19 protein-coding genes and 1 pseudogene are annotated in these 18,652 nt (G+C 60.9%); 7 read left to right on the top strand and 13 right to left on the bottom strand.

The genetic code is table 11. From position 1 onward, the window contains the following. Positions 1–296 (bottom strand): annotated as a pseudogene (locus QT222_RS19295) (metal-dependent hydrolase); the annotation flags it as partial. Between the two features lies 1 nt (position 297). Further along, entirely contained in the window at positions 298–1,665 is a 1,368-nt protein-coding gene (gene cofH / locus QT222_RS19290; RefSeq protein WP_004059663.1) for a 7,8-didemethyl-8-hydroxy-5-deazariboflavin synthase subunit CofH, read from the bottom strand. A 120-nt stretch (positions 1,666–1,785) separates the two neighbouring features. Between cofH and QT222_RS19285 the strand changes: the two genes are divergently transcribed. Then, on the top strand, positions 1,786–2,202 hold the full coding sequence (locus tag QT222_RS19285; RefSeq protein WP_179955339.1) for a DUF5518 domain-containing protein: 417 nt from the start codon (positions 1,786–1,788) through the stop codon (positions 2,200–2,202). A gap of 41 nt (positions 2,203–2,243) precedes the next feature. Here the strand turns inward: QT222_RS19285 and QT222_RS19280 are convergent, their stop codons facing one another. Next, complete coding sequence (locus QT222_RS19280; protein WP_004059661.1) at positions 2,244–3,002, bottom strand: NAD-dependent protein deacylase; 759 nt, start codon at positions 3,000–3,002, stop codon at positions 2,244–2,246. 137 nt (positions 3,003–3,139) lie between these two features. On the opposite strand from QT222_RS19280, the gene QT222_RS19275 reads away from it, so the two are divergent. Beyond that, a complete protein-coding gene (locus QT222_RS19275) occupies positions 3,140–4,159 on the top strand; it encodes a phosphoribosylaminoimidazolesuccinocarboxamide synthase (protein ID WP_491478102.1) in 1,020 nt (339 codons plus the stop codon). A 94-nt stretch (positions 4,160–4,253) separates the two neighbouring features. Next, a complete protein-coding gene (locus QT222_RS19270; RefSeq protein WP_491478101.1) occupies positions 4,254–5,486 on the top strand; it encodes a PQQ-like beta-propeller repeat protein in 1,233 nt (410 codons plus the stop codon). 146 nt (positions 5,487–5,632) lie between these two features. Here the strand turns inward: QT222_RS19270 and QT222_RS19265 are convergent, their stop codons facing one another. Further along, positions 5,633–6,619 carry a formyltetrahydrofolate deformylase gene (locus QT222_RS19265; RefSeq protein WP_004059658.1) on the bottom strand — a complete coding sequence of 329 codons (987 nt, stop codon included), beginning with the start codon at positions 6,617–6,619 and terminating at the stop codon, positions 5,633–5,635. A 138-nt stretch (positions 6,620–6,757) separates the two neighbouring features. Then, the gene (locus QT222_RS19260; protein WP_491478100.1) at positions 6,758–8,152 is read right to left on the bottom strand and encodes a GntP family permease; all 1,395 of its coding nucleotides are present in this window, start codon (positions 8,150–8,152) and stop codon (positions 6,758–6,760) included. Between the two features lie 320 nt (positions 8,153–8,472). Between QT222_RS19260 and purS the strand changes: the two genes are divergently transcribed. Both purS and purQ read left to right on the top strand, forming a co-directional pair. Then, entirely contained in the window at positions 8,473–8,724 is a 252-nt protein-coding gene (gene purS / locus QT222_RS19255) for a phosphoribosylformylglycinamidine synthase subunit PurS (protein WP_004059656.1), read from the top strand. A gap of 1 nt (position 8,725) precedes the next feature. Beyond that, a complete protein-coding gene (gene purQ, locus QT222_RS19250) occupies positions 8,726–9,400 on the top strand; it encodes a phosphoribosylformylglycinamidine synthase I (protein ID WP_004059655.1) in 675 nt (224 codons plus the stop codon). Positions 9,401–9,827: 427 nt separating this feature from the next. On the opposite strand, the gene QT222_RS19245 is transcribed toward purQ, so the two are convergent. Next, positions 9,828–10,910, bottom strand: coding sequence for an archaeosine biosynthesis radical SAM protein RaSEA (locus tag QT222_RS19245; RefSeq protein WP_491478099.1), 1,083 nt, complete (start codon positions 10,908–10,910; stop codon positions 9,828–9,830). Positions 10,911–11,047: 137 nt separating this feature from the next. Here QT222_RS19245 and QT222_RS19240 point away from each other — a divergent pair, with 137 nt between their 5' ends. Both QT222_RS19240 and QT222_RS19235 read left to right on the top strand, forming a co-directional pair. Further along, complete coding sequence (locus tag QT222_RS19240; RefSeq protein ID WP_491478098.1) at positions 11,048–12,160, top strand: Ig-like domain-containing protein; 1,113 nt, start codon at positions 11,048–11,050, stop codon at positions 12,158–12,160. Between the two features lie 126 nt (positions 12,161–12,286). After that, positions 12,287–14,224 (top strand): aldehyde ferredoxin oxidoreductase family protein, encoded by a 1,938-nt coding sequence (locus tag QT222_RS19235; RefSeq protein WP_491478097.1) that lies wholly within the window; start codon positions 12,287–12,289, stop codon positions 14,222–14,224. 112 nt (positions 14,225–14,336) lie between these two features. Here QT222_RS19235 and QT222_RS19230 read toward each other — a convergent pair whose 3' ends face one another. The 7 genes from QT222_RS19230 to QT222_RS19200 all read right to left on the bottom strand — a co-directional run bounded on the left by QT222_RS19230 (position 14,337) and on the right by QT222_RS19200 (position 18,570). Beyond that, entirely contained in the window at positions 14,337–14,675 is a 339-nt protein-coding gene (locus QT222_RS19230) for an AzlD domain-containing protein (RefSeq protein ID WP_491478096.1), read from the bottom strand. Beyond that, entirely contained in the window at positions 14,676–15,371 is a 696-nt protein-coding gene (locus tag QT222_RS19225) for an AzlC family ABC transporter permease (RefSeq protein WP_004059649.1), read from the bottom strand. 210 nt (positions 15,372–15,581) lie between these two features. Further along, positions 15,582–16,442: a hypothetical protein gene (locus QT222_RS19220; RefSeq protein WP_014732461.1), complete on the bottom strand. Its 861-nt coding sequence runs from the start codon at positions 16,440–16,442 to the stop codon at positions 15,582–15,584. 35 nt (positions 16,443–16,477) lie between these two features. Further along, positions 16,478–17,410: a hypothetical protein gene (locus QT222_RS19215; RefSeq protein WP_491478095.1), complete on the bottom strand. Its 933-nt coding sequence runs from the start codon at positions 17,408–17,410 to the stop codon at positions 16,478–16,480. A gap of 223 nt (positions 17,411–17,633) precedes the next feature. Then, positions 17,634–18,068 (bottom strand): DUF8048 family protein, encoded by a 435-nt coding sequence (locus QT222_RS19210; protein ID WP_491478094.1) that lies wholly within the window; start codon positions 18,066–18,068, stop codon positions 17,634–17,636. Positions 18,069–18,071: 3 nt separating this feature from the next. Beyond that, positions 18,072–18,329 carry a MoaD-like domain-containing protein gene (locus QT222_RS19205; RefSeq protein ID WP_004059647.1) on the bottom strand — a complete coding sequence of 86 codons (258 nt, stop codon included), beginning with the start codon at positions 18,327–18,329 and terminating at the stop codon, positions 18,072–18,074. A gap of 1 nt (position 18,330) precedes the next feature. Beyond that, the gene (locus QT222_RS19200) at positions 18,331–18,570 is read right to left on the bottom strand and encodes a ubiquitin-like small modifier protein 1 (RefSeq protein WP_491478093.1); all 240 of its coding nucleotides are present in this window, start codon (positions 18,568–18,570) and stop codon (positions 18,331–18,333) included. Positions 18,571–18,652 lie beyond the last annotated feature (82 nt).

Here is an 18,652-nt window from a genome sequence, read left to right as displayed (position 1 = left end):
CCCGCGCCGACCGAGCATGAGGCGGAGTGGGGCGCCGGCGAGAGGAAGGAACACGTCAGTCCGACGGTGAGCGCGGAAGTCGAGACGGTGGCGGCAACTCCGGTAGCGCCCGCGGCGACGGTGTAGTAAACGGGGAAGTGCGGGGTCTTGCGGTGGACGCCGACGAAGGGGTCTACGTCGGGGAAGCCGCTCCCGACGAGCGCACCGACCGCCGCGACGGTCGCGAGTTCGGGTGCCACCCACACGAGCGACGCGGCGAGGCTGAGACCCATCGCCGCGTGGGTCGTCGCCATCATCTCAATCGTCGGCCGTTGGGGGGTCGCGGCGGCGGTCGAGGAGGGGCGTACCGTCGGCACGCGGGCCGAGCGTCGGGCCGTGTGAGCCGTCGTCGGGGTCGAGCGGGCGGCGCGTCCGGTAGTCGGTCGAGCGTTCGACCGGCCGGCGACCGATGGCGGTTATCATATCGACGTAGTCGTCGAACGAGCGGAACTCGCCGAACCCGCCGCCCGCGCGCTTCGTAATCTCCTCGGAGAGAATCGTTCCCATCAGGTCGTCAGCACCGCAGTTGAGGAGTTTAAGTGACTTCGCGTTCCCGAACTTCACCCACGACGACTGGATATGGTCGATGTTGTCGAGATAGAGCCGCGAAACGGCAACCATCAACTCGTCTTCGTCGTCGGACGCACCTTCGGTGACGAGACCGCGCTCGTAGAGCGGCGTGTTCTGGTATACGAACGATAAGGGGACGAACTCCGTGATACCGCCGTAGCGGTCCTGGAGGTCTCGAATCACATCGAGGTGCAGCACGCGGTGTTTCTCGTTTTCGACGTGGCCGTACATGATGGTCGCCGTCACGTCGAGACCGGCGTCCATCGCGCCCTCCATCCCGGCAACCCACTCGTCGGTGCCGATTTTTCCGGGACAGATAACGTCTCGAACTTCAGGGACGAGTATCTCTGCGGCGGTCCCCGGGGCGCTGTCGAGTCCGGCGTCGGCGAGGCGGCGGTACACCTCCACGTAGCTCCAGTCGGTCCCGCGTTTTGCGTGGTAAGCCTCTTCGGGCGTCATCGAGTGGACGTGGACGCCGTCGACCGACATCGCCGCCAGTTGCTCGGTGTAGCTCCCGGGGTCTATGTCGTACGCCGCGGGCGGTTTGTAGTTCACCTCGGCGGCGGGGTTGTTGTACGATTCGAGGATTTCGCGGTGTTCCTCATCGAGAACGAGCGCCGGGTGAAGCCCGGAAACGGACGTGACTTCGTAGATACCCATCTCGACCGCGTCGGCGACGATATCGCGTGATTCGGCCGGCGTCTTCGTGAATCCGCCGTGGTCAGCGTCGGAGTCGGCCTCGAAGAGGTGTGCGGTGTTCTTGAAATTACAGAACAGACAGCCCGTGGTACAAGCCGTCGTCACGTTGTTGTTGAGGTTGGCAACGAAGGTCACGTCGTCGCCGACGACTTCGGCGCGGCGACGGTCGGCGGCTTCGAGGACGAGTTCCTTTCGGTGGCGGTCGATTCCCTCGCGGTCGGTCCCCGTCGTCATCAGTTCGACGCCGTCCGCGACGGTGAGGCGCTCGCCCGCTCGCGCCTTTGCTAAGGCGTTCTCGAACGACTGGTCGGTCTCCGGGCGGTGGTCGAACCCGAAGTCGTGGGCGGCACCGGTCATGGTCGATGAGAACGCGCCACGGTCGTAAAAAACGGGGCGGTACAGGAACTACGGGTGGCCAACAACGACTGGTCGAACAGGGGGAGAAAGGATTAGTCCGCAGACGGTGTTATGTCGAGTATGGAACACTCAACGTCCCCAACCACCGAGTCCACCCTCGACGACAACGGGGAGAGCCTCCTGTTTTCGGCACTCGTCGGCGCAATCGCCAGCCTCGTTCTCTCTCCGGTTCCGGGGTCGCCAATCCTTGGCGGCGCGCTTGCGGGCTACCTGACCGGAACCGACCGCACTCTCGGCACGAAATCCGGCGCGCTCTCCGGCCTGTTCATGGGTCTCGTCAGTACCTTGTTGGCCGTCGTCTTCCTCGGGTTCTTCGGTATTTTTGTTTTCGCCAGCGCGCCGTTCGACTTCAGTCTCGGATTTCTCGGGGTCGCCACCGTCGCTATCTTTGGACTTCTTATCGGTCTCGTCTACACCGTTGGCCTCGGTGCACTCGGCGGCTATCTCGGTGCGTACCTAAACGAAGAGTTCAACTGAGCCGATTCGAGCCATCCAAAACCGAATAGTGGTCCCTCGCCTCAAACGAGTTCTTCGACCGCGGGCAGGAACTCCGTGAGGTCGTCGCGAACGACCCGGTCTGCACTGCTGTCGTACTGCGTCTCGTCGAAGTTGACGACGACCAGCGAGCCGTCTTCGGCGGCCCTACCGGCGAGTCCGGCCGCCGGATGAACCGTCAGCGACGACCCGAGCGCGAGAAACACGTCGGCCTTGTCCGCCAGTCGGTTGGCCTTACTGTAGGCGACGCGCGGAAGTCGCTCGCCGAACAGCACGACATCGGGTTTGACGATACCGCCGCACTCGCCGCAGGTCGCTGGCGCGTCACCGGCGCGGACCTGTTCGAGCGCCGTTTCGGCCGCAAAGTGGGATTCGCAGTCCTCACAAACGACCTGCGAGGCGTTTCCGTGGAGTTCGACGACGCGGTTCGACCCGGATTCACGGTGGAGACCATCCGTATTCTGTGTGATGACCCTGTCGAGAATGCCCCGTGATTCGAGTTCGGCGAGCACGTCGTGACCGGCGTTCGGGGCCACGCCATCGGGAAACATCCGCTCGTGGAGGCGAACGCGCTCCCGCCAGAACCCCGCCGGGTCGTTCACGAAGCGGTCGCGGTGAAACGACGCCGGGTCGAACTCGGTGTTCCAGATGCCGTCGTCGCCGCGGAAATCGGGGATGCCCGAAGCGGTGCTCATCCCCGCGCCGGTGAAAGCGACGACGAACTCGGCCTCGCGGAGTCGGCGGGCAACCCACGCGGCATCGGATTCGAGGGCAATGTCCATAGCCAGACGGACGAGTTCCGAGCGAAAAAGCGGCTTGATTTGTCGGTGTTCGAGTTCGTGTATATATTAGGACAAAGTAAGTGCGAGATGCGCACAGAAGTGGAAGGTTCTTAGTGTGAAGAGCGTGAGGGTCGACCATGACCAGCGTGAAGGACTTCCGCGTCGAGGAGGAACCGACGGCGACCGACCTCGGCCGGGGCCGCTTCGTCTTTTCCGACCGCTACTCCGTGTTCGACTGGGGTGAGATGCCCGACCACATCCCGAACAAGGGCGCAAGCCTCTGTCTCATGGGCGCGTACAACTTCGAACTGCTCGACGTGAACCACATTCCGACCCACTACCTCGGGGTACTCGAAGACGGCGAAATCAAGGACCTCGAAGAGTGCGAGTCGCCGCCGACGGAGATGGCAATCGAACTCACGCAGGTGCCTGACCTCCCGCACGACGACGGCGAGTACGACTACGACGCCTACCACGAGACGGCGGGCGACAACTACCTCATCCCGCTCGAAATCGTCTTCCGAAACACCGTTCCCGTGGGGTCGAGCCTCCGGAAGCGCGGCGAACCCGCCGACTACGGTCTCGATGTCGACGAGTGGCCGGACGAAGCCGTTTCACTCCCCGACCCCGTCGTGGAGTTCTCCACGAAGTACGAAGAACAGGACCGCTATCTCGACCGCGAGGAAGCCGACTTTGTCGCTGGCGCAGTCGACCTCGACCGCCTCGAAGAACTCGCGCTCGCCGTGAACCACGTCCTGAACGAGCAGGCCGCACGCGCCGGGTTCGACCACGAAGACGGGAAAATCGAGTGTCTGTACCACGACGGGACCGTGAAGGTCGCGGACGTGGTCGGCACGTTCGACGAAAATCGCTTCTCCTACGACGGCCAGCAGGTCTCGAAGGAGGTCGTCCGCCAGTACTACAAGCGCGTCCAACCCGAGTGGGTCGACGCCGTGTCCGCCGCGAAGCAGGAAGCCATCGAAACGGGCGAACCCAACTGGCGCGAGGCGTGCGAAATCGAACCCGAGCACCTCCCCGACGACATCGTAACCGCACTTTCGGACATCTACTGCGCGGGGACGAACGCCTACGTCGATTACGACTGGTTCGACGCGCCAGATATCGAGGACGCGGTCGAGCGCGTGCAAGAGCTGTAACTCGGTCCGCACTACCAACTCGGTCCGCACTACCCTCCGAAACCGCTGACACGAGACGGGAAGGCACTTGTCTGCCTACCGTCACTATCGGGGCATGCCCTCCCTGCCCTCCCGTCGAGCATTTCTCGCTACACTCGGAACCGCCGCGAGCGTCAGCCTCGCGGGGTGTAGCGGTCTCCGCAGGAGATACTTCCCGCGGTCGCACACGAACGACGCTGACCTCTCGGGTGACGACGGGCCGTGGCCGACTCTCGGCCACGACGCCCGGCGAACCGGGTCGACGCCCGCGAGTGGTCCCGACGAAGGGGCGGCGCTCGGACTCCACGCCGAAGCGAGTCACTACCCAGAACGGCAGGTCGTCGTCGGGTCCGACGTGATTCTGTTCACGGTTCGTCGATGGCGGGAATACGAGCACTCCGACCTGTTTTCGGGCGTCGTCGCCGTCAAGCACAACGGGAGAGAACGGTGGCGACTTCAAACTAAATCAGATATGGGCGTTCCTACGGTCGTCGGCGACACAGTATTCATCGAGGACAGAGTCGGCACGCGCGCCGTCGATATCGAGACGGGCGACGTGAACTGGACCTACCGAAGTGGCTACGGGTTCCCCCACGTCTCACCCGCAGTGACCGAGGGCCGAGTGTTCATCGGTGGCCGCGAGTTCCTCGCCCTCGACGCGGTGACCGGGAAACGACTGTGGCAGACCGACGAAGAGATGCCCGCCGTACAAACGTGCGCCGCGACAGACGAGTCCGTCGTCGTCTCGAACGGGTACAACGAGAACGGCGGCGGCCTGTTCTGTCTCGATGCCGCAGATGGGAGCGTTCGCTGGGAGTCGTCGATACCCGTCGTTCACAACCCGGCCGCCGTCGGCGACGAGGCGTGTTACGTCGTCGACGACAGGGGCACCCTGCGGGCCGTCTCACTCGCTGACGGCGAGGAGTTGTGGATGCAACACGCCGCCGGAATCAACGGCGGATACGACAGGTACGAACAGGCCGTTCTGGCGGGTGATACCGTCCTCTCCAGTGGTCGCGACGACCCGCTCGTTGCCTACGACCGGAAGACGGGTAACCGAGTGTGGTCTGCAGGACCGGCGGGAGAGCGGTACCACGTTCCAGTCGTCGCTTCCGATGGCATCTACGGCGTCACCCGCGAGGGTACCGTCTTCGAGGTCGGTTTCGACGGAACGGAGCGCTGGCGACGTAGTATCGACCTGACGGTGTCGGCGTCACCGTCACTCGCGGATGGGTCGCTCTACATGGGCGGTCGAACTGGCGAGCGTAGCGAGGAGTGGGAAGGTGGGTTCTTCCGGTTCGGTCCGTGAACGCCGGCCGCGTCTCGGACCGGATTGCTCGTACTGCTCGGTGAGAGGCGGAATCGAGGTCGGAGGCGTGTTTTCGGAGTCGTTCGACCTCGGCATCGAGGCCGCCGGTGAGTTCGCCGAGGCCGACGACAAAAAAGAGACCAGTCTCAGTCTTCGGACGGTTCGAGCGTAAGCGCTTCTCGCTCGCCGCCGAGCCCGTCGATGAGACCGTCGACCGGCCGGTCGGGGTTCAACGCCTGCGCTTCGCGGGAGAGCCCGAGTTGGTAGTCCTCGGCGTCGGTCTCCGAGCGGAGGCTGGTGCGTCCACGGTGAACCGTAATGTCGTCGTTGAGGTGGAGCTTCACGGCTTCGAGGAGCGCGTCGGCCTCAAGCGGTTGCCCGCGCGACTTTATCTCGTCGATGGTGGCGTCGTCGGGCACGTCGAAGGCCCGCTGGGCGATAATCGGCCCTTGGTCGAGGTCCGTCGTCACGTAGTGGGCGGTGACGCCCGCGATGCGGACGCCGCCTTCTTTCGCCTGCCGGTAGGCGGCGGCACCGGGGAAGGCCGGGAGCAACGACGGGTGGATGTTGATGATGCGGTCTTCGTAGCGGAAGACGACGTTCGGCCCGAGGATGCGCATGTAGCGCGCGAGGACGATGAGGTCCACGTCGTACTCTTCGAGGAGTTCGAGCAGGTGGTCTTCGTCCGCGGTGCCCTTCTCGTCGCCGATGTCGTGGAAGGGAACGTCGTAGTGGCTCGCCAGCGGTTCGAGCGTGTCGTGATTACCGATGACGACCGAAATCTCCGCGCCGAGGTCGTCGTTCGCCCACGCCTCGAACAGCGCTTCGAGACAGTGGGACTCCTTCGTGACGAGCACGGCGATTTCGCGCGTCTTGCGGTCCGACGGGAATCGTACCTGCACGTCGACGCCGAGTTCGTCGCCGAGGTCGGTGAGTGCGTCGCGGAGTTCGTCGCGGCTGCAGGTCATCTCCGAGGTGTCCGCGTGAAGCGTCATCCGGAAGATTCCCTCCCGGACCGCTTGGTCGAGGTCCTCGACGTTGATTCCGCGTTCGAACAGCAGGGTGGTCACATTCGCGATGAGTCCGGTCTTGTCTCCTCCGATGACCGTGATTTCGGTTAGTTCTCGCGTCATACCGTCACCTCCAGCTGTTCGAAGCTGAACATACACCGCCCTGAGTGGTCGAACGGTAAACCGCTGTCGTTCTCCGCAACGGTCCCACCTGAACGACCGTGAATTACCGGCGGACGGCTCGAACGGTGGGCAACCGAGTTACGAAAGCGGGAACACCGTCGAGACGACGAGGACGACGACGAGGCCGGTTACGGAGATAATCGTCGTCAAGGCGGTCCACGTCTTCAGCGTCTCGGCCTGCGTGAGGCCGCCGATTTCCTTGACGAGCCAGAACCCGGAGTCGTTGTACCACGAGCAGATGTTGCCGCCCGCGCCGATGACCATCACCAGATACGCGGTGTGGACCGGAAGCTGACCGGTCAAGGGAGCCATGATTCCAGCTGCGGTGAGCATCGCCGCGGTCGCGGAACCCTGCGCGACGCGGACGATAGCGGCGATGAGCCACGCCGTCACGAGAAGCGGAATGCCGAAGCCTTCGAGTCCGTTTGCGATGTAGGGGCCGATTCCCGAGGCGGCGAGCAGTGCGCCGAACGCGCCACCCATCGAGGTGATGGCCGCGATGTTACCGCCGCTTTTCAGCGCCTCGGTGAGCTCTTCTTCCCACGCCGACCGCGAGAGGTCGGTCCAGCGGTAGTACGTGTAGGCTGCGGCGAGCGCGGCGACGGTGAGCGCGACGTTCTTGTCGCCGATGAACGCGATAAACGGCCTGACCTGTTCGACCATCGGCGTCACGCCTTCGAGGGCGTTGGCGACGGTGAGCGAGCCGACGAGCGCGACGGCGATGACGATAGGCGCAGTGGCTTCGAGGAAGCTCGGCAGCGACGACACGTCGCGCTGGGCGCGCTCCTGCAGTTCGTCCGTGGTCGTCCCCATCGCATCGCGGAGCGGGATGTCGATGCGGCGGTTAATCCAGCGACCGTAGACGAGTCCCCCCATCGTGGCCGACGGGACGGCGACGGTGACGCCGATGAGCATCGTGGTGCCGATGTCGGCCCCGATTTCGCTGGCGACCGCGAGCGGGCCGGGCGTCGGCGGGATGAACACGTGAGCCGTGGCAGCGCCGGCCCCGACGACGACGAGGTAGAGCGCGTAGTTGTCGCCCATCCGCGCCCGCATCGAACGTGCGAGCGGCGCCATCAGGTAGAAGACGCTGTCGAAGAAGACGGGGATGGCGAGGACCGTACTGCTCCCCCACAGCGCGATATCGCTATTGTCTTTCCCGACGAGAGACTGGAACGACCGGACAATTCGCTGGGCGGAGCCGCTTTCAAGCATCGACTTCCCGATGATTGCAGCCATCAGGATGGGGATGCCGATTCCGGCCATCCCATCCCCGAATGCCGTCGCCGTCTTCGTCGCCGCCTGAGCGAGTGTGAAGTCGGGGACGAACGCCGCGTTGACGAGTCCGACCGCGAACGCGGCTATCGCTAACCCGACGAAGGCAGGGAGGTCCAAGACGACGAGGAGAAGCACGACTAGTGCGAGTCCGACTACGAACGTCAAAAGCGGGCTCTGTGCGAATTCGAGTACCATGTGCGGGACAGTGTCCCAATCACGGGTAGAAAATGATTACTATTTGTTGTATACATGATTTTTATTAACTAGTATTATATTATTATTCTAATTGACCGCAAGCATCAGATATCGTGCGTTCAAAACCGCCTGTCGGGGTCTTCCCGGGTTGTTGACGCCTGTAGACGAGACACTCGCTCTCACCACGACGGGCACTTCACTGACCAGATCGTTTCCCGATCTCTGAGAGAGTAACCGCTAGTCCGCACTGGATAAGCATATTCATGCACAACAAACACGACCCAAAACCGTTTTTGCACATCACCACGCATCGTCACCCGATGACCACCTACACCGCGACGGTGACGGTGCGCCTCAAGCGTGGCGTGCTCGACCCGGAGGCGGAGACGACGAAGCGCGCACTGGAACGACTCGGGTTCGAACTCGACGCGTTGCGCTTCACCGAACGGTACGAAGTCGACCTCGACGCGTCGGGTGCCGACGAGGCCGCCGACCGCGCCGACGAGATGGCCGAACGCTTACTGGCGAACCCGACCATCCACGACTACGAGGTCGAGGTCGCAGAGGCTTGAGATGATTGCAGTTGTGCAGTTCGGCGGGTCGAACTGCGACCGAGACGCCGTGCGCGCGCTGGAGGACCTCGGGTTCGAAGCCGAGCGCGTCTGGCACGAAGACCAACTACCGGAAGAGACGACGGGTATCATGCTCCCCGGTGGGTTCTCCTACGGCGACTACCTGCGCGGTGGTGCGATGGCCGCACGCTCGCCCATCATGAAGACTGTCCGCGAGGCTGTCGACGACGACCTCCCCGTCCTCGGCGTCTGCAACGGCGCGCAGGTCGGCTGTGAGTCCGGTCTCACGCCCGGCGCGTTCACGACGAATGCGAGCGCTCGATTCCAGTGTGAACACGTCTATCTGCGCGTCGAAAACGCCGACACGCCGTGGACCGAAGCATACGAGGAAGGCGACGTCATCGAACTGCCCATCGCACACGGCGAAGGGCGATTCGAAATCGACGACGAAGGCTACGAAGAACTGGAGTCTGAAGACCGCATTCTGTTTCGGTACTGTGACGAAGACGGGAACATCACCGACGAGGCGAACCCTAACGGCTCGCGCGGAAACGTCGCCGGAATCCTCGGTGCGTCCGAGTCAGTGGCAGTGCTGATGCCGCACCCTGAGCGGGCATCGCTCCCGAACCTCGGCAATACCGACGGTCGTGGCGTGCTTGCGGGCTTCGACGGCTGACTGCGATAAAGAGACCGTCCGCTGCGGTGGCGGGCGGTACGGGGTCGGTTGGGCGAATGTAGCGGCGTACACGATGAGCGATGGTTGGAGTTTGGGATTTTCCGACCCGCGTACTGCGTGCTATGGAGCGAGAGCGCAAGGAGCGTCCGTAGCAACCCATGCTTCGGTGTTCTCCTCCTCGCGAATCTCGAACCATCCATCCGCATAGTAGACGGTCTTGTACGTGTGTTTCGTCATGATGGCGGGCAGTCCGGATGGACACGTCCGAACCACCAAATGTGACAATGGTTCACATCCTCTTTGATACAAACGCCCTATCGACCCGTTAGGAGCCACTTACCACCGTATAGGAGTCCCTAATGTCACTAGAACCCACAAAATACGGGCCTACTATAGCCTGAGACTGGGCAAACGTACGGTGTCTGTCTCAGCGAACGAGCGGCATATTGTAGCTCGTCTCGTTGTCGAGAACGAACTCCCAGGTCGACTCGCACTCACAGGACACCTGGTCGAAGACGCTCGGGTCCTGTCGGAGGTTGAAATCCTTGACCGCCTTGAACACGAGTTCGTCGCACTCGCCGCAGTTGTGTGCGCCGCGTTCTTGGCCGCCGCCGACGGGGTCGGAGACGACGATCGCGTCCACGTCGACCGTGTCACGGAGCGCCTCGGCGACCGACCAGAGCCACGGCGGACGGTACCCGCCGTTGAAGAACAGTTCGTCCACCATCGTGTAGCGCTGGACGTTCGTCGGGTTCATCGAGACGGTGTGGCAGTTGTCCACTGCAGCACATCGGCGGATAGAAGACTTCATGTCTTCGAGCGCTTCGGGTTCCGAGAGGAACGGCGGCTTCATCAGCAGGTACGCCTTCACGCCGCCACCCGCCGCGGCCGCCTCGTCGCAGGCGTCTTCGAAGTCGGCGAAGTCGAAGTACTTGTTCACGCAGTCGTGGCGGACGCGGTCGGTCGCCGTCTCCAGTCCGATTGCCACGTCCGTTTCGAGGCCGCGGTCGGTGAAGTCAGCGAGTTTCTCGCGCGTGACGAAATCCGGCAGCGACTCGACGACCATGCGGTCGCGGTCCGAGAACGTCTCGGCGATAGCGTCGCGTGTCTCTGCGGGCACTTCGCGCTCGTCGAGGAACGACCCGGAGGTGTAGATTTTGATGAGACCGGCCTTCTCGCCGTCGTCCATGGTATCGGCTTCGTGGTCGAGACAGACCTGAATCTGGTCCATCAGCGCCTCGTGCGAGACGGTCCCGCCTTCGACGGATTCGGCGACGTAGCCGCACATCGTACACCCGCCAGCGCGGGCCCAGCGACAGCCGCCGGTGTTGAGGATAATCGTCAGCGAGTCGTACACGCCGTCGGGCGTGTTGTCCTCGTCAATCCACACCCGCGTCGGTTCGTGAGGGTCGTAGGTCTTCTGCTTCTGCGAACGGATGTCGCGCATCACCTTGTTGTGCGCGTCCATCCCGCGTCCCCGTTCGTAGACCTCGGGGCTCGGCTTACTCATTGGAGACTCCTATCGGATGGGTGCGTAAAGCCGCTTCGTCTGGGCTGCGCCGACGTCGGAGAGTGAGTTCGGGACCGGCAGGGACTCCCCGTCGAACCCGACGGACGTTCATGTGCTCGCAGGCCGTAGACGGTGCTATGGACCGCCGGACCCTTCTCTCGCTCGTCGCGGCCGGTGTCACCGGGGGAGCGGGCTGTGGAACGCCCGAAGTCGAGACTGTAACACCCACACCGGAAGCGGAGACGCAACCGCCGACTGCGACACGAACACGAACGCCTGAATCGCGCGTCGAGCGCACGCTCACTATCTGGAATCCGACGCCGAAGCCGGTGTTCACGACGGTCGTCGGCACCCGCAACGACCGCGACGTATTTTTCGAGAATCGCGACCTCCTCGCCGGGGAACGAACCATGGCTACGGTTGCTGTTCCGCTCGGCGACACCGAGGTCCTCGTCGAAACTGATACGGGCGTTCGAGCCCGGTCGACGTGGACCGTCGAGACCCACTTCGACGGGTTTGCGGTCGTGCTCGGGCGGGAGACGACGGCGTTCTGGCACACCGTTTCGTGCGACCCGCGCGGTGAGTGTGCGCTCGGCGCTAGCTCCAACAGCGACATCGAATCAGCAGTCGAACTTCCGCTCGTCGGCGACGGTCTGTCGCGGTGGTACGCACCCGCTGGCGTCGTCGTAGAGAATTCCGGCCCGAAGACGACGGCGAGACTCCGTATCGACCTCCGCGACACGGTCCTCGTCGACCGGCGGTACCGACTCCCGGCGAGAACGCAACTGGCCGTGCCGGTGACCTACCGAACCGGAACCTACCGCGTCGTCGTGGAGACTGACGAACGAACTGTCGATACGACGTGGTCCGTCCCCGACGAGCCGACGAAATACATCGATTCGACGAGTGGAAAAACGGGGTGTGGGCCGGCGAATACGACATTGATGGTCGACAACCGCGACGACGAGCCCCACCGACTCAGACTCCGAGTCAACTCGAAAGGGAACGTGTTCGACCGCGTCGACTCCACGGGCGAAGTGTTCGACCGCGTCCTCGACCTCGGCCCCGACGAAACGCGCGAACTGGTTCCTGTAGCCGCGTCTGGGTCGTACCATGTCACCGCGACCCTCGAAACCGGCGCGGAAGTGTCCGGGACGTGGTGGTCGTGTCCGCCGCGTGGCCCGGCGAGCGTCGTCGTCGACGCCACGGGGTCGCCCTCGTTGACCGCGGCGGGACCGCAACCAGGATGAGTCGCACAGAGTGCCGCAATGCCGAGACGGAACAGCGTCGTCGCAGTGGGGAGTAACCACGATTGGTTACGGACGTGTGAGAATCACTAACTCAGCAGAATACGTATATAACCATTGAGGATTACAATGACCGAACTTGGTGGCTATCACGACAGAGTCGCGCGTGTGGACCTGTCGGAGGACGATATTCGATACGAGGGCATCGACGACGAGGACGCAAAGAAGTACATCGGGGCACGGGGGCTCGGCGTCAAATACGTGTTCGACCAGGGGCCGGACGTGGACCCGCTTGGCCCCGACAACCTACTCGCGTTCATGACAGGACCGCTAACGGGCACACAAACCGTGATGAGCGGTCGTATCGCGGTCGTGACGAAGTCCCCGTTGACGGGGACCGTCACTGATTCGCACCACGGCGGCTGGAGTGGTGCCCGGCTCAAGTGGTCCGGTCTCGACGGCCTGCTTTTCACCGGGAAGGCCGACCACCCGGTGTATGCTGTCGTCGAAGACGGCGATGTGACGCTCCACAGCGCCGAACACATCTGGGGATGGGGCGTCCACGACACCATCGACGAACTCGAAAGCGAGGTCGACGGCCAACTCGGCAAGAACCTCTCGGTGATGGCTATCGGACCGGGTGGCGAAAACGGCGTCCGCTTCGGCTGTATCGTCAACGAGGACGACCGGGCGTCAGGTCGCGGTGGCACGGGTGCCGTCATGGGGTCGAAGAACCTCAAAGCCGTCGTCGTCAAATCCGGCACGAAGATGCCGAAACCCGCCGACCCCGAGACGTTCAAACAGGGCTACCAGCAGGCGATGCAACTCATCCGCGAGTCGGAAGTCACCGCTCCGAACGAAGGCGGCCTGTCACTGTACGGAACGAACGTCCTGATGAACGCGACCGAGGAGATGGACGGGCTTCCGACCCGCAACGGGAGATACACGTCCACGTCGAGCGAGGCGGCGGCGAACCCAACAGACCACAATATCGAAGCCGAGAAGGTCTCCGGCGAGAACGTCCGCGAGAACATCCTCGTCGACGAACCGACGTGTCACTCCTGTCCGGTCGCCTGCAAGAAGGAAGTCGAGGTGACCACGACGGTCAAAGGCGAGGAGATGAACGTCCGCGGCGAGTCCTACGAGTACGAATCGGCGTTCGCGCTCGGTCCGAACTCGATGAACGACGACCGCGACAAGATTGCGGTCATGATTAACCTATGTAACGACCTCGGCATCGACACCATCGAGGCTGGCAACATGATTGCCATGGCGATGGAGATGACCGAGCAGGGCAAACTCGACACCCTTGACGAGGATATCGAGTGGGGCGACGCCGACGAGATGATCGACCTCCTCGAACGCATCGCCAACCGCGACGGCGACCTCGGCGACCTGCTCGCGGGCGGCGCAACCCACATCGCCGAGACGATGGATGCCCACGAGAATTCGCTCGCCGTCAAGGGCCAAACTATCCCGGCGTACGACCCCCGCTCTATGAAAGGCATGGGCATCGGTTACGCCACCTCGAATCGTGGTGCATGCCACCTGCGTGGCTACACGCCATCTGCCGAGATTCTCGGCATCCCCGAGAAGTACGACCCTCACGAGTGGGAAGGCAAGGGCGACCTCGTCGCGCTTTTCCAGGACATGCACGCCATCTCGGACTCGTTCGACATCTGCAAATTCAACGCATTCGCGGAGGGCATCGAAGAGTACGTCCTGCAGTACAACGGGATGACCGGCCGCGACGTGACCGAGGAAGAACTCCTCGAAACCGGCGACCGCATCTACACCCTTGAACGCTACTACAACAACCTCGTCGGCTTCGACGGGTCGGACGACTCGCTGCCGGGTCGCTTTATCCCCGGCGACGAGGCTGTTCCGGGACAGGGTGGCTCCGAAGGCCAACTGTGCGAACTCGAAGAGATGAAAGAAGAGTACTACGCGCGCCGCAAGTGGGTCGACGGCGTCGTTCCCGACGAGCGCCTCGACGAACTCGGCATCGACATCGGCCCCGGCACGGGCGTCTCCCGCGGCGACTCGTCGGCACCGGCGGACGACTGAGTCGAACGAATCAAAAGGCAGAGCTAGCCAACACGCCGACCCACCTTTTGCGTGTTTCGACAGGAACCACTCGACACGTCGCCGTGCATGGTCTCCTGCGTATCACGGAGCCTCAGACCACGAACCGGAGGAACCAGAGCGCACCCATCCCGACGGCGATGGTGACGATAACGCGCTCTGTGTACCACGCCGCGAGCGCGGCGAGCACGCCAGCCACGAGTCGTTCGTTGCCGAGTGAGACCGAAAGGTCGCCCGCGGGAGCGACGAGAGGCGGGAAGACGAGCGCCGCAAAAACGGCCGCAGGCACGTAGTTGAGAGCTGACTTGGCTCGCGGTGGAAGCTCATCGATACGGCCGAACAGGTAGACGAACGAGCCTCTGATGGCGAAGGTGAGTGCGCCCGCGAGGGCGATAACCCCCCAAACGGTGATGGGGTCGTAACTCGTCGTCATCTACAGTTCACCCCCGAACGATTCGACCGCGAGACCGGCGAGGACGCCGACGACGGCGGCGACGATGATGTCGAGGTGGAACGGAACCCCGGCGACGACGACCGCGACTGCGACGACGCCACCGGTGAGGCCCGAGGCCGCCGCGGCACGGTTCTTCAGAGCGGGGACGAGAAGCGCGAGAAACACCAGCGGAGCGGCGAACTCGAAGCCCCATTCGGGTGGGAGTCCCGTCCCGAGGAGCGCGCCAGCGATAGTCGCGAACTGCCAGACGACCCACAGCGAGGCGGCGACGCCGAAGTAGTATGCGAATCGGTCGGTCTCGCCATCGCGACCGTAGCGAGCGATAGAGAGCGCGTATGCCTGGTCGGTGAGGAGATACGACGAGACCGCTTTCGACCGCGCGGCGAAATCCCGGAAGTGCGGGGCGATAGAAGCCGAGTACATCAGCATCCGGAGGTTCACGACGACGGCGGTTCCGACGACGATAGCGAGCGGCGCGTCGGCACCGAGGAGTTCTATCATCGCCAGTTGCGAGGCACCCGCGAAGACGACGCTGGAGAATCCAATCGCGTGGAATATCGAAAGACCCTGTTCGACGGCGGCGACACCCGCGACGAGGCCGAAGGGAGCGATGCCGAGGTGGAGCGGTGCTGCATCCCGAACACCATCGAGAAAGTCAGAGGGGAGTGTTGGCATCTATCGCATCCAGAACGTCGCGCCCGAAATAGGCGTCTATCTAACAGTGCCCCATTATGTGTTATTTTCCATGATTTATTCCTGGGCTAGTGCACATTAATCACGAGGTTCCGACAAATTATCAGTCTGGGTTGTTAGAGGTTAAACGCGATATTCTTCAGCAGAATCAGCATCCCCTTTGCTCACTGAAGGTGTACAGTAGTACCTTGATTACTGCTCATCACAGACAGTATCAATACGAATTTTATACTCGTATCCACACGTCGCTTTTAGCTCAGATAGTGAATTTCGAACCAGGTCCAGATCTGTCGTCTCCTCCACGTTGACCGTTGTTGGCAATTCGTTGTTCCGGTCAACCAGCTTTGATAAGATAGCCGACGACAGATTTTGGCTTTGCCAAGTAAACCTAATCGTATGATTTTGTTCATTAATATGAATCTCTGATAGGCGGTTAAGATCGATCCACGTTGGAGAGTCATCTTCTTTGATTGGAGTAATGCCGAGTCGAGTCGGTTTGAGGACGTATCGGTACTGTTCACCTTTCCAGTGGGTGATATATGGTACTGGGAAAATGCCAACACCATCGAGGTCTTGAATGCACTCTTCAACTTGGTAGACTATCGACGATGCATCTGTATTATCGCGTAAATCGCGTTCAAACGAACTTTCAGGGAAGACATGGCAGATCCACTCACCCTTATTTAAAACCGCAATGTGTCTTACCCCGTATAAGCGCCAGGCAAGACACGAGTCTTCTCCGTTGTCGAGTGACAATAGGTCAGAAATGAGTGGTTCTCCATCCGGTAGAGCCGCCCGATATTCGACGCCATCCTGTCCAAGGATACGATCACTCTCCCGAACGTGAGTAAACTCGGAATCAAGCCGGTCAGCTATACTAGGCTTGGATGATTGAATTTCTTCGGTCCACACCGAAACTCGGACTTCATCGCCGAAGTGAGAGGAAGTCCTAACGAGACAATTTTCGGCGCGTATTCGCTGTCTGTTTGCTTCCTCATTAGGGGAACAAACAAACAGCCGATGAGTGGCATCATCGGGATCAATTACAGTCATAACTGGTCTCGTATCCGGAAGGAATTATATTTATGTTAGATTGGGGTGCCGGTCGGTGGAGCGAGAATCATTCCGGCTGCGATGGCATAGGCAAGTGCTGCTGCTACGCCTGCTGGAAGTACAATTCCAGCTGCATCTGCTGAACTCTTGATAGCTTTCTCTATTTTGTCTGTAAGCCAACTCACACCGGGCAGACCGTCACCGCTATTTGGACAATGGCGCCAGCAGCGCTGTGTTTTATTTTCTTCTCCAACCCAAGTACAATCACCATCCGTTTCTTGACCATAGTAGAAACTCACGCCTCCATTTGCATTATTGGTTGGGACGACCTCAAATTTCCAAACATTAATTAATGGAGTATGATCTCCTGCAGGAGGAGTACTTTCACACTTCTCTCTAGAAGAATATCCTCCCCGAGCGTTCACGCACCAAATCCCTGCGACTTTAGTATCTACCTTTTTATGGCACCGTTTTGCGCCTTGTAGCGTAATACCCGATTTTTGATCTGCAATTAGTGGCTTAATATCCCGGATATCATCACTAATTTTAGTAGACTGGATCTCACTGGACGATCTAATTTCGGACTTATACGTAGCCCCGTCCATTGAATAAGTCAGGGTAAGCCTACTCGCTTTTTGATCATGTTTTATTCCATGAACTCCAGCATCAGCGTGGGTGAGTTGTTGGGGATCATCAACTGGGACTTCCGCCGAATTAGCCCCTCGTTGAATGTATAGTTGGAAACCATCCCCGAGATACGGGGTAGTGAAAGCAACTGCTGAATAATCAGGAAGAACGATATACTCGGTAGCAATATCACGAATTAATTCAACTACACTTGAGTTATTTTCTTTATATTCTTTATTAGTGGAATTGGATTTAGCACTAGCAAGTGGAACCTGTGTTGTCACTGCTGCTATACCAATACCCTCCAATAGCCGACGTCTATTGAATTCCTTGCCTGACATTAATAACTACATAAACCTTGGACAATAATAATGTTTTATATATTGTCATGTAATTGGAGAATCAATAATGCCGAGATATAACCTTACTATTTGATGAGTTATGAACTATATTAATTAATGTAGTCATATATTTTCGATGAATTTTCCTCCCAAATACTGTATTTTCTATCTGCACTGGTCCAAGAACCTTTACGAGCGTTACCGTCTTCACAACCAGCCCTCGCTATCGGTGAACGACGGCGACTTCACGTATTTCGAGTGCGGTCTCGAACTCGTCGCGGCGGTCCGCCTCCCTGCCGACGCGTCGGAGGTGCTCGGTGTGCGCCCGGCGGACCGCGTCAACCTCGCGGTGAGAAAAGCCGAGGGCGACGCCTTTCGTGTCCCAGTGACCGAGCGGGACGAAGTAGACCGCTGTATCGGCGTCTTTGTGGATACACTCAAACTCCTGTGCGTACTCGTCTGCGTGGTCGTCGAGATACGCCTGCACTCTGTCGAGGAGTATCGGGAGTACCGAGGAAGGCACACTCGCCATCGCGGCGGCAATCATGATGGCGGTGCCGTCAATTGCACTTTCCCGTGGTGTCTCATCGTCCATATCTGAGGCGAGTCTGTCGCTGGGTCGTTCGTGGTCGTGTTGCCGGTCTCCGTCGGTTCCCATGGCTCACCCTCCCGCGCGCATCGCCTTACGGGAGAACCGCTCGATGAGGTCGTCGAGTGTCTCGTCGTCGCCCTCGAAGGTGAGTTGGACCTCGGTGAGTTGGATACTGTTCGTTATCGTGACCTCCTCGGTGTCGAGGTCGACCGTCCAATCGGGACCGACGACACGTGTCTCGCTCTCGGCTTCCCCACCGAGACCTTCGAGGTACTGAATGGCGAGACGTGTCGAGATACCGCGAAACGCCCGCTCTCGTCGTGCCATCTCAACCACCGGCAACAGGTGGGAAAACGCTCACTGCATCCCCGTCTTCGAGGTCAGTTTCGAGACCATCGAGGTGGACCACTTCGCGTCCATTCTTCAGCACGTTCACGTGGGGTCGAATATCACCATTTTCGATGAGTTGACCGGAGAACCCATCGTACTCGGCTTCGAGTGAGTGCAGTACGTCGCCGACCGTCGATCCGCCTACGACCCGCCGGTCGACCCTCTTTCGTCCTCCCATCCCCCTCTACCTCGCCCGAAGACGCAATTCGTGTTCCATACCTCTTCTCGCCGGCCCTCAGACAAAAAAGCACGGTGCCCAG

Source organism: Haloferax sp. s1, from assembly GCF_058382125.1.
Note: the sequence above shows the minus strand (reverse complement) of the source record. Positions and strands in the feature narration are given on the sequence as shown.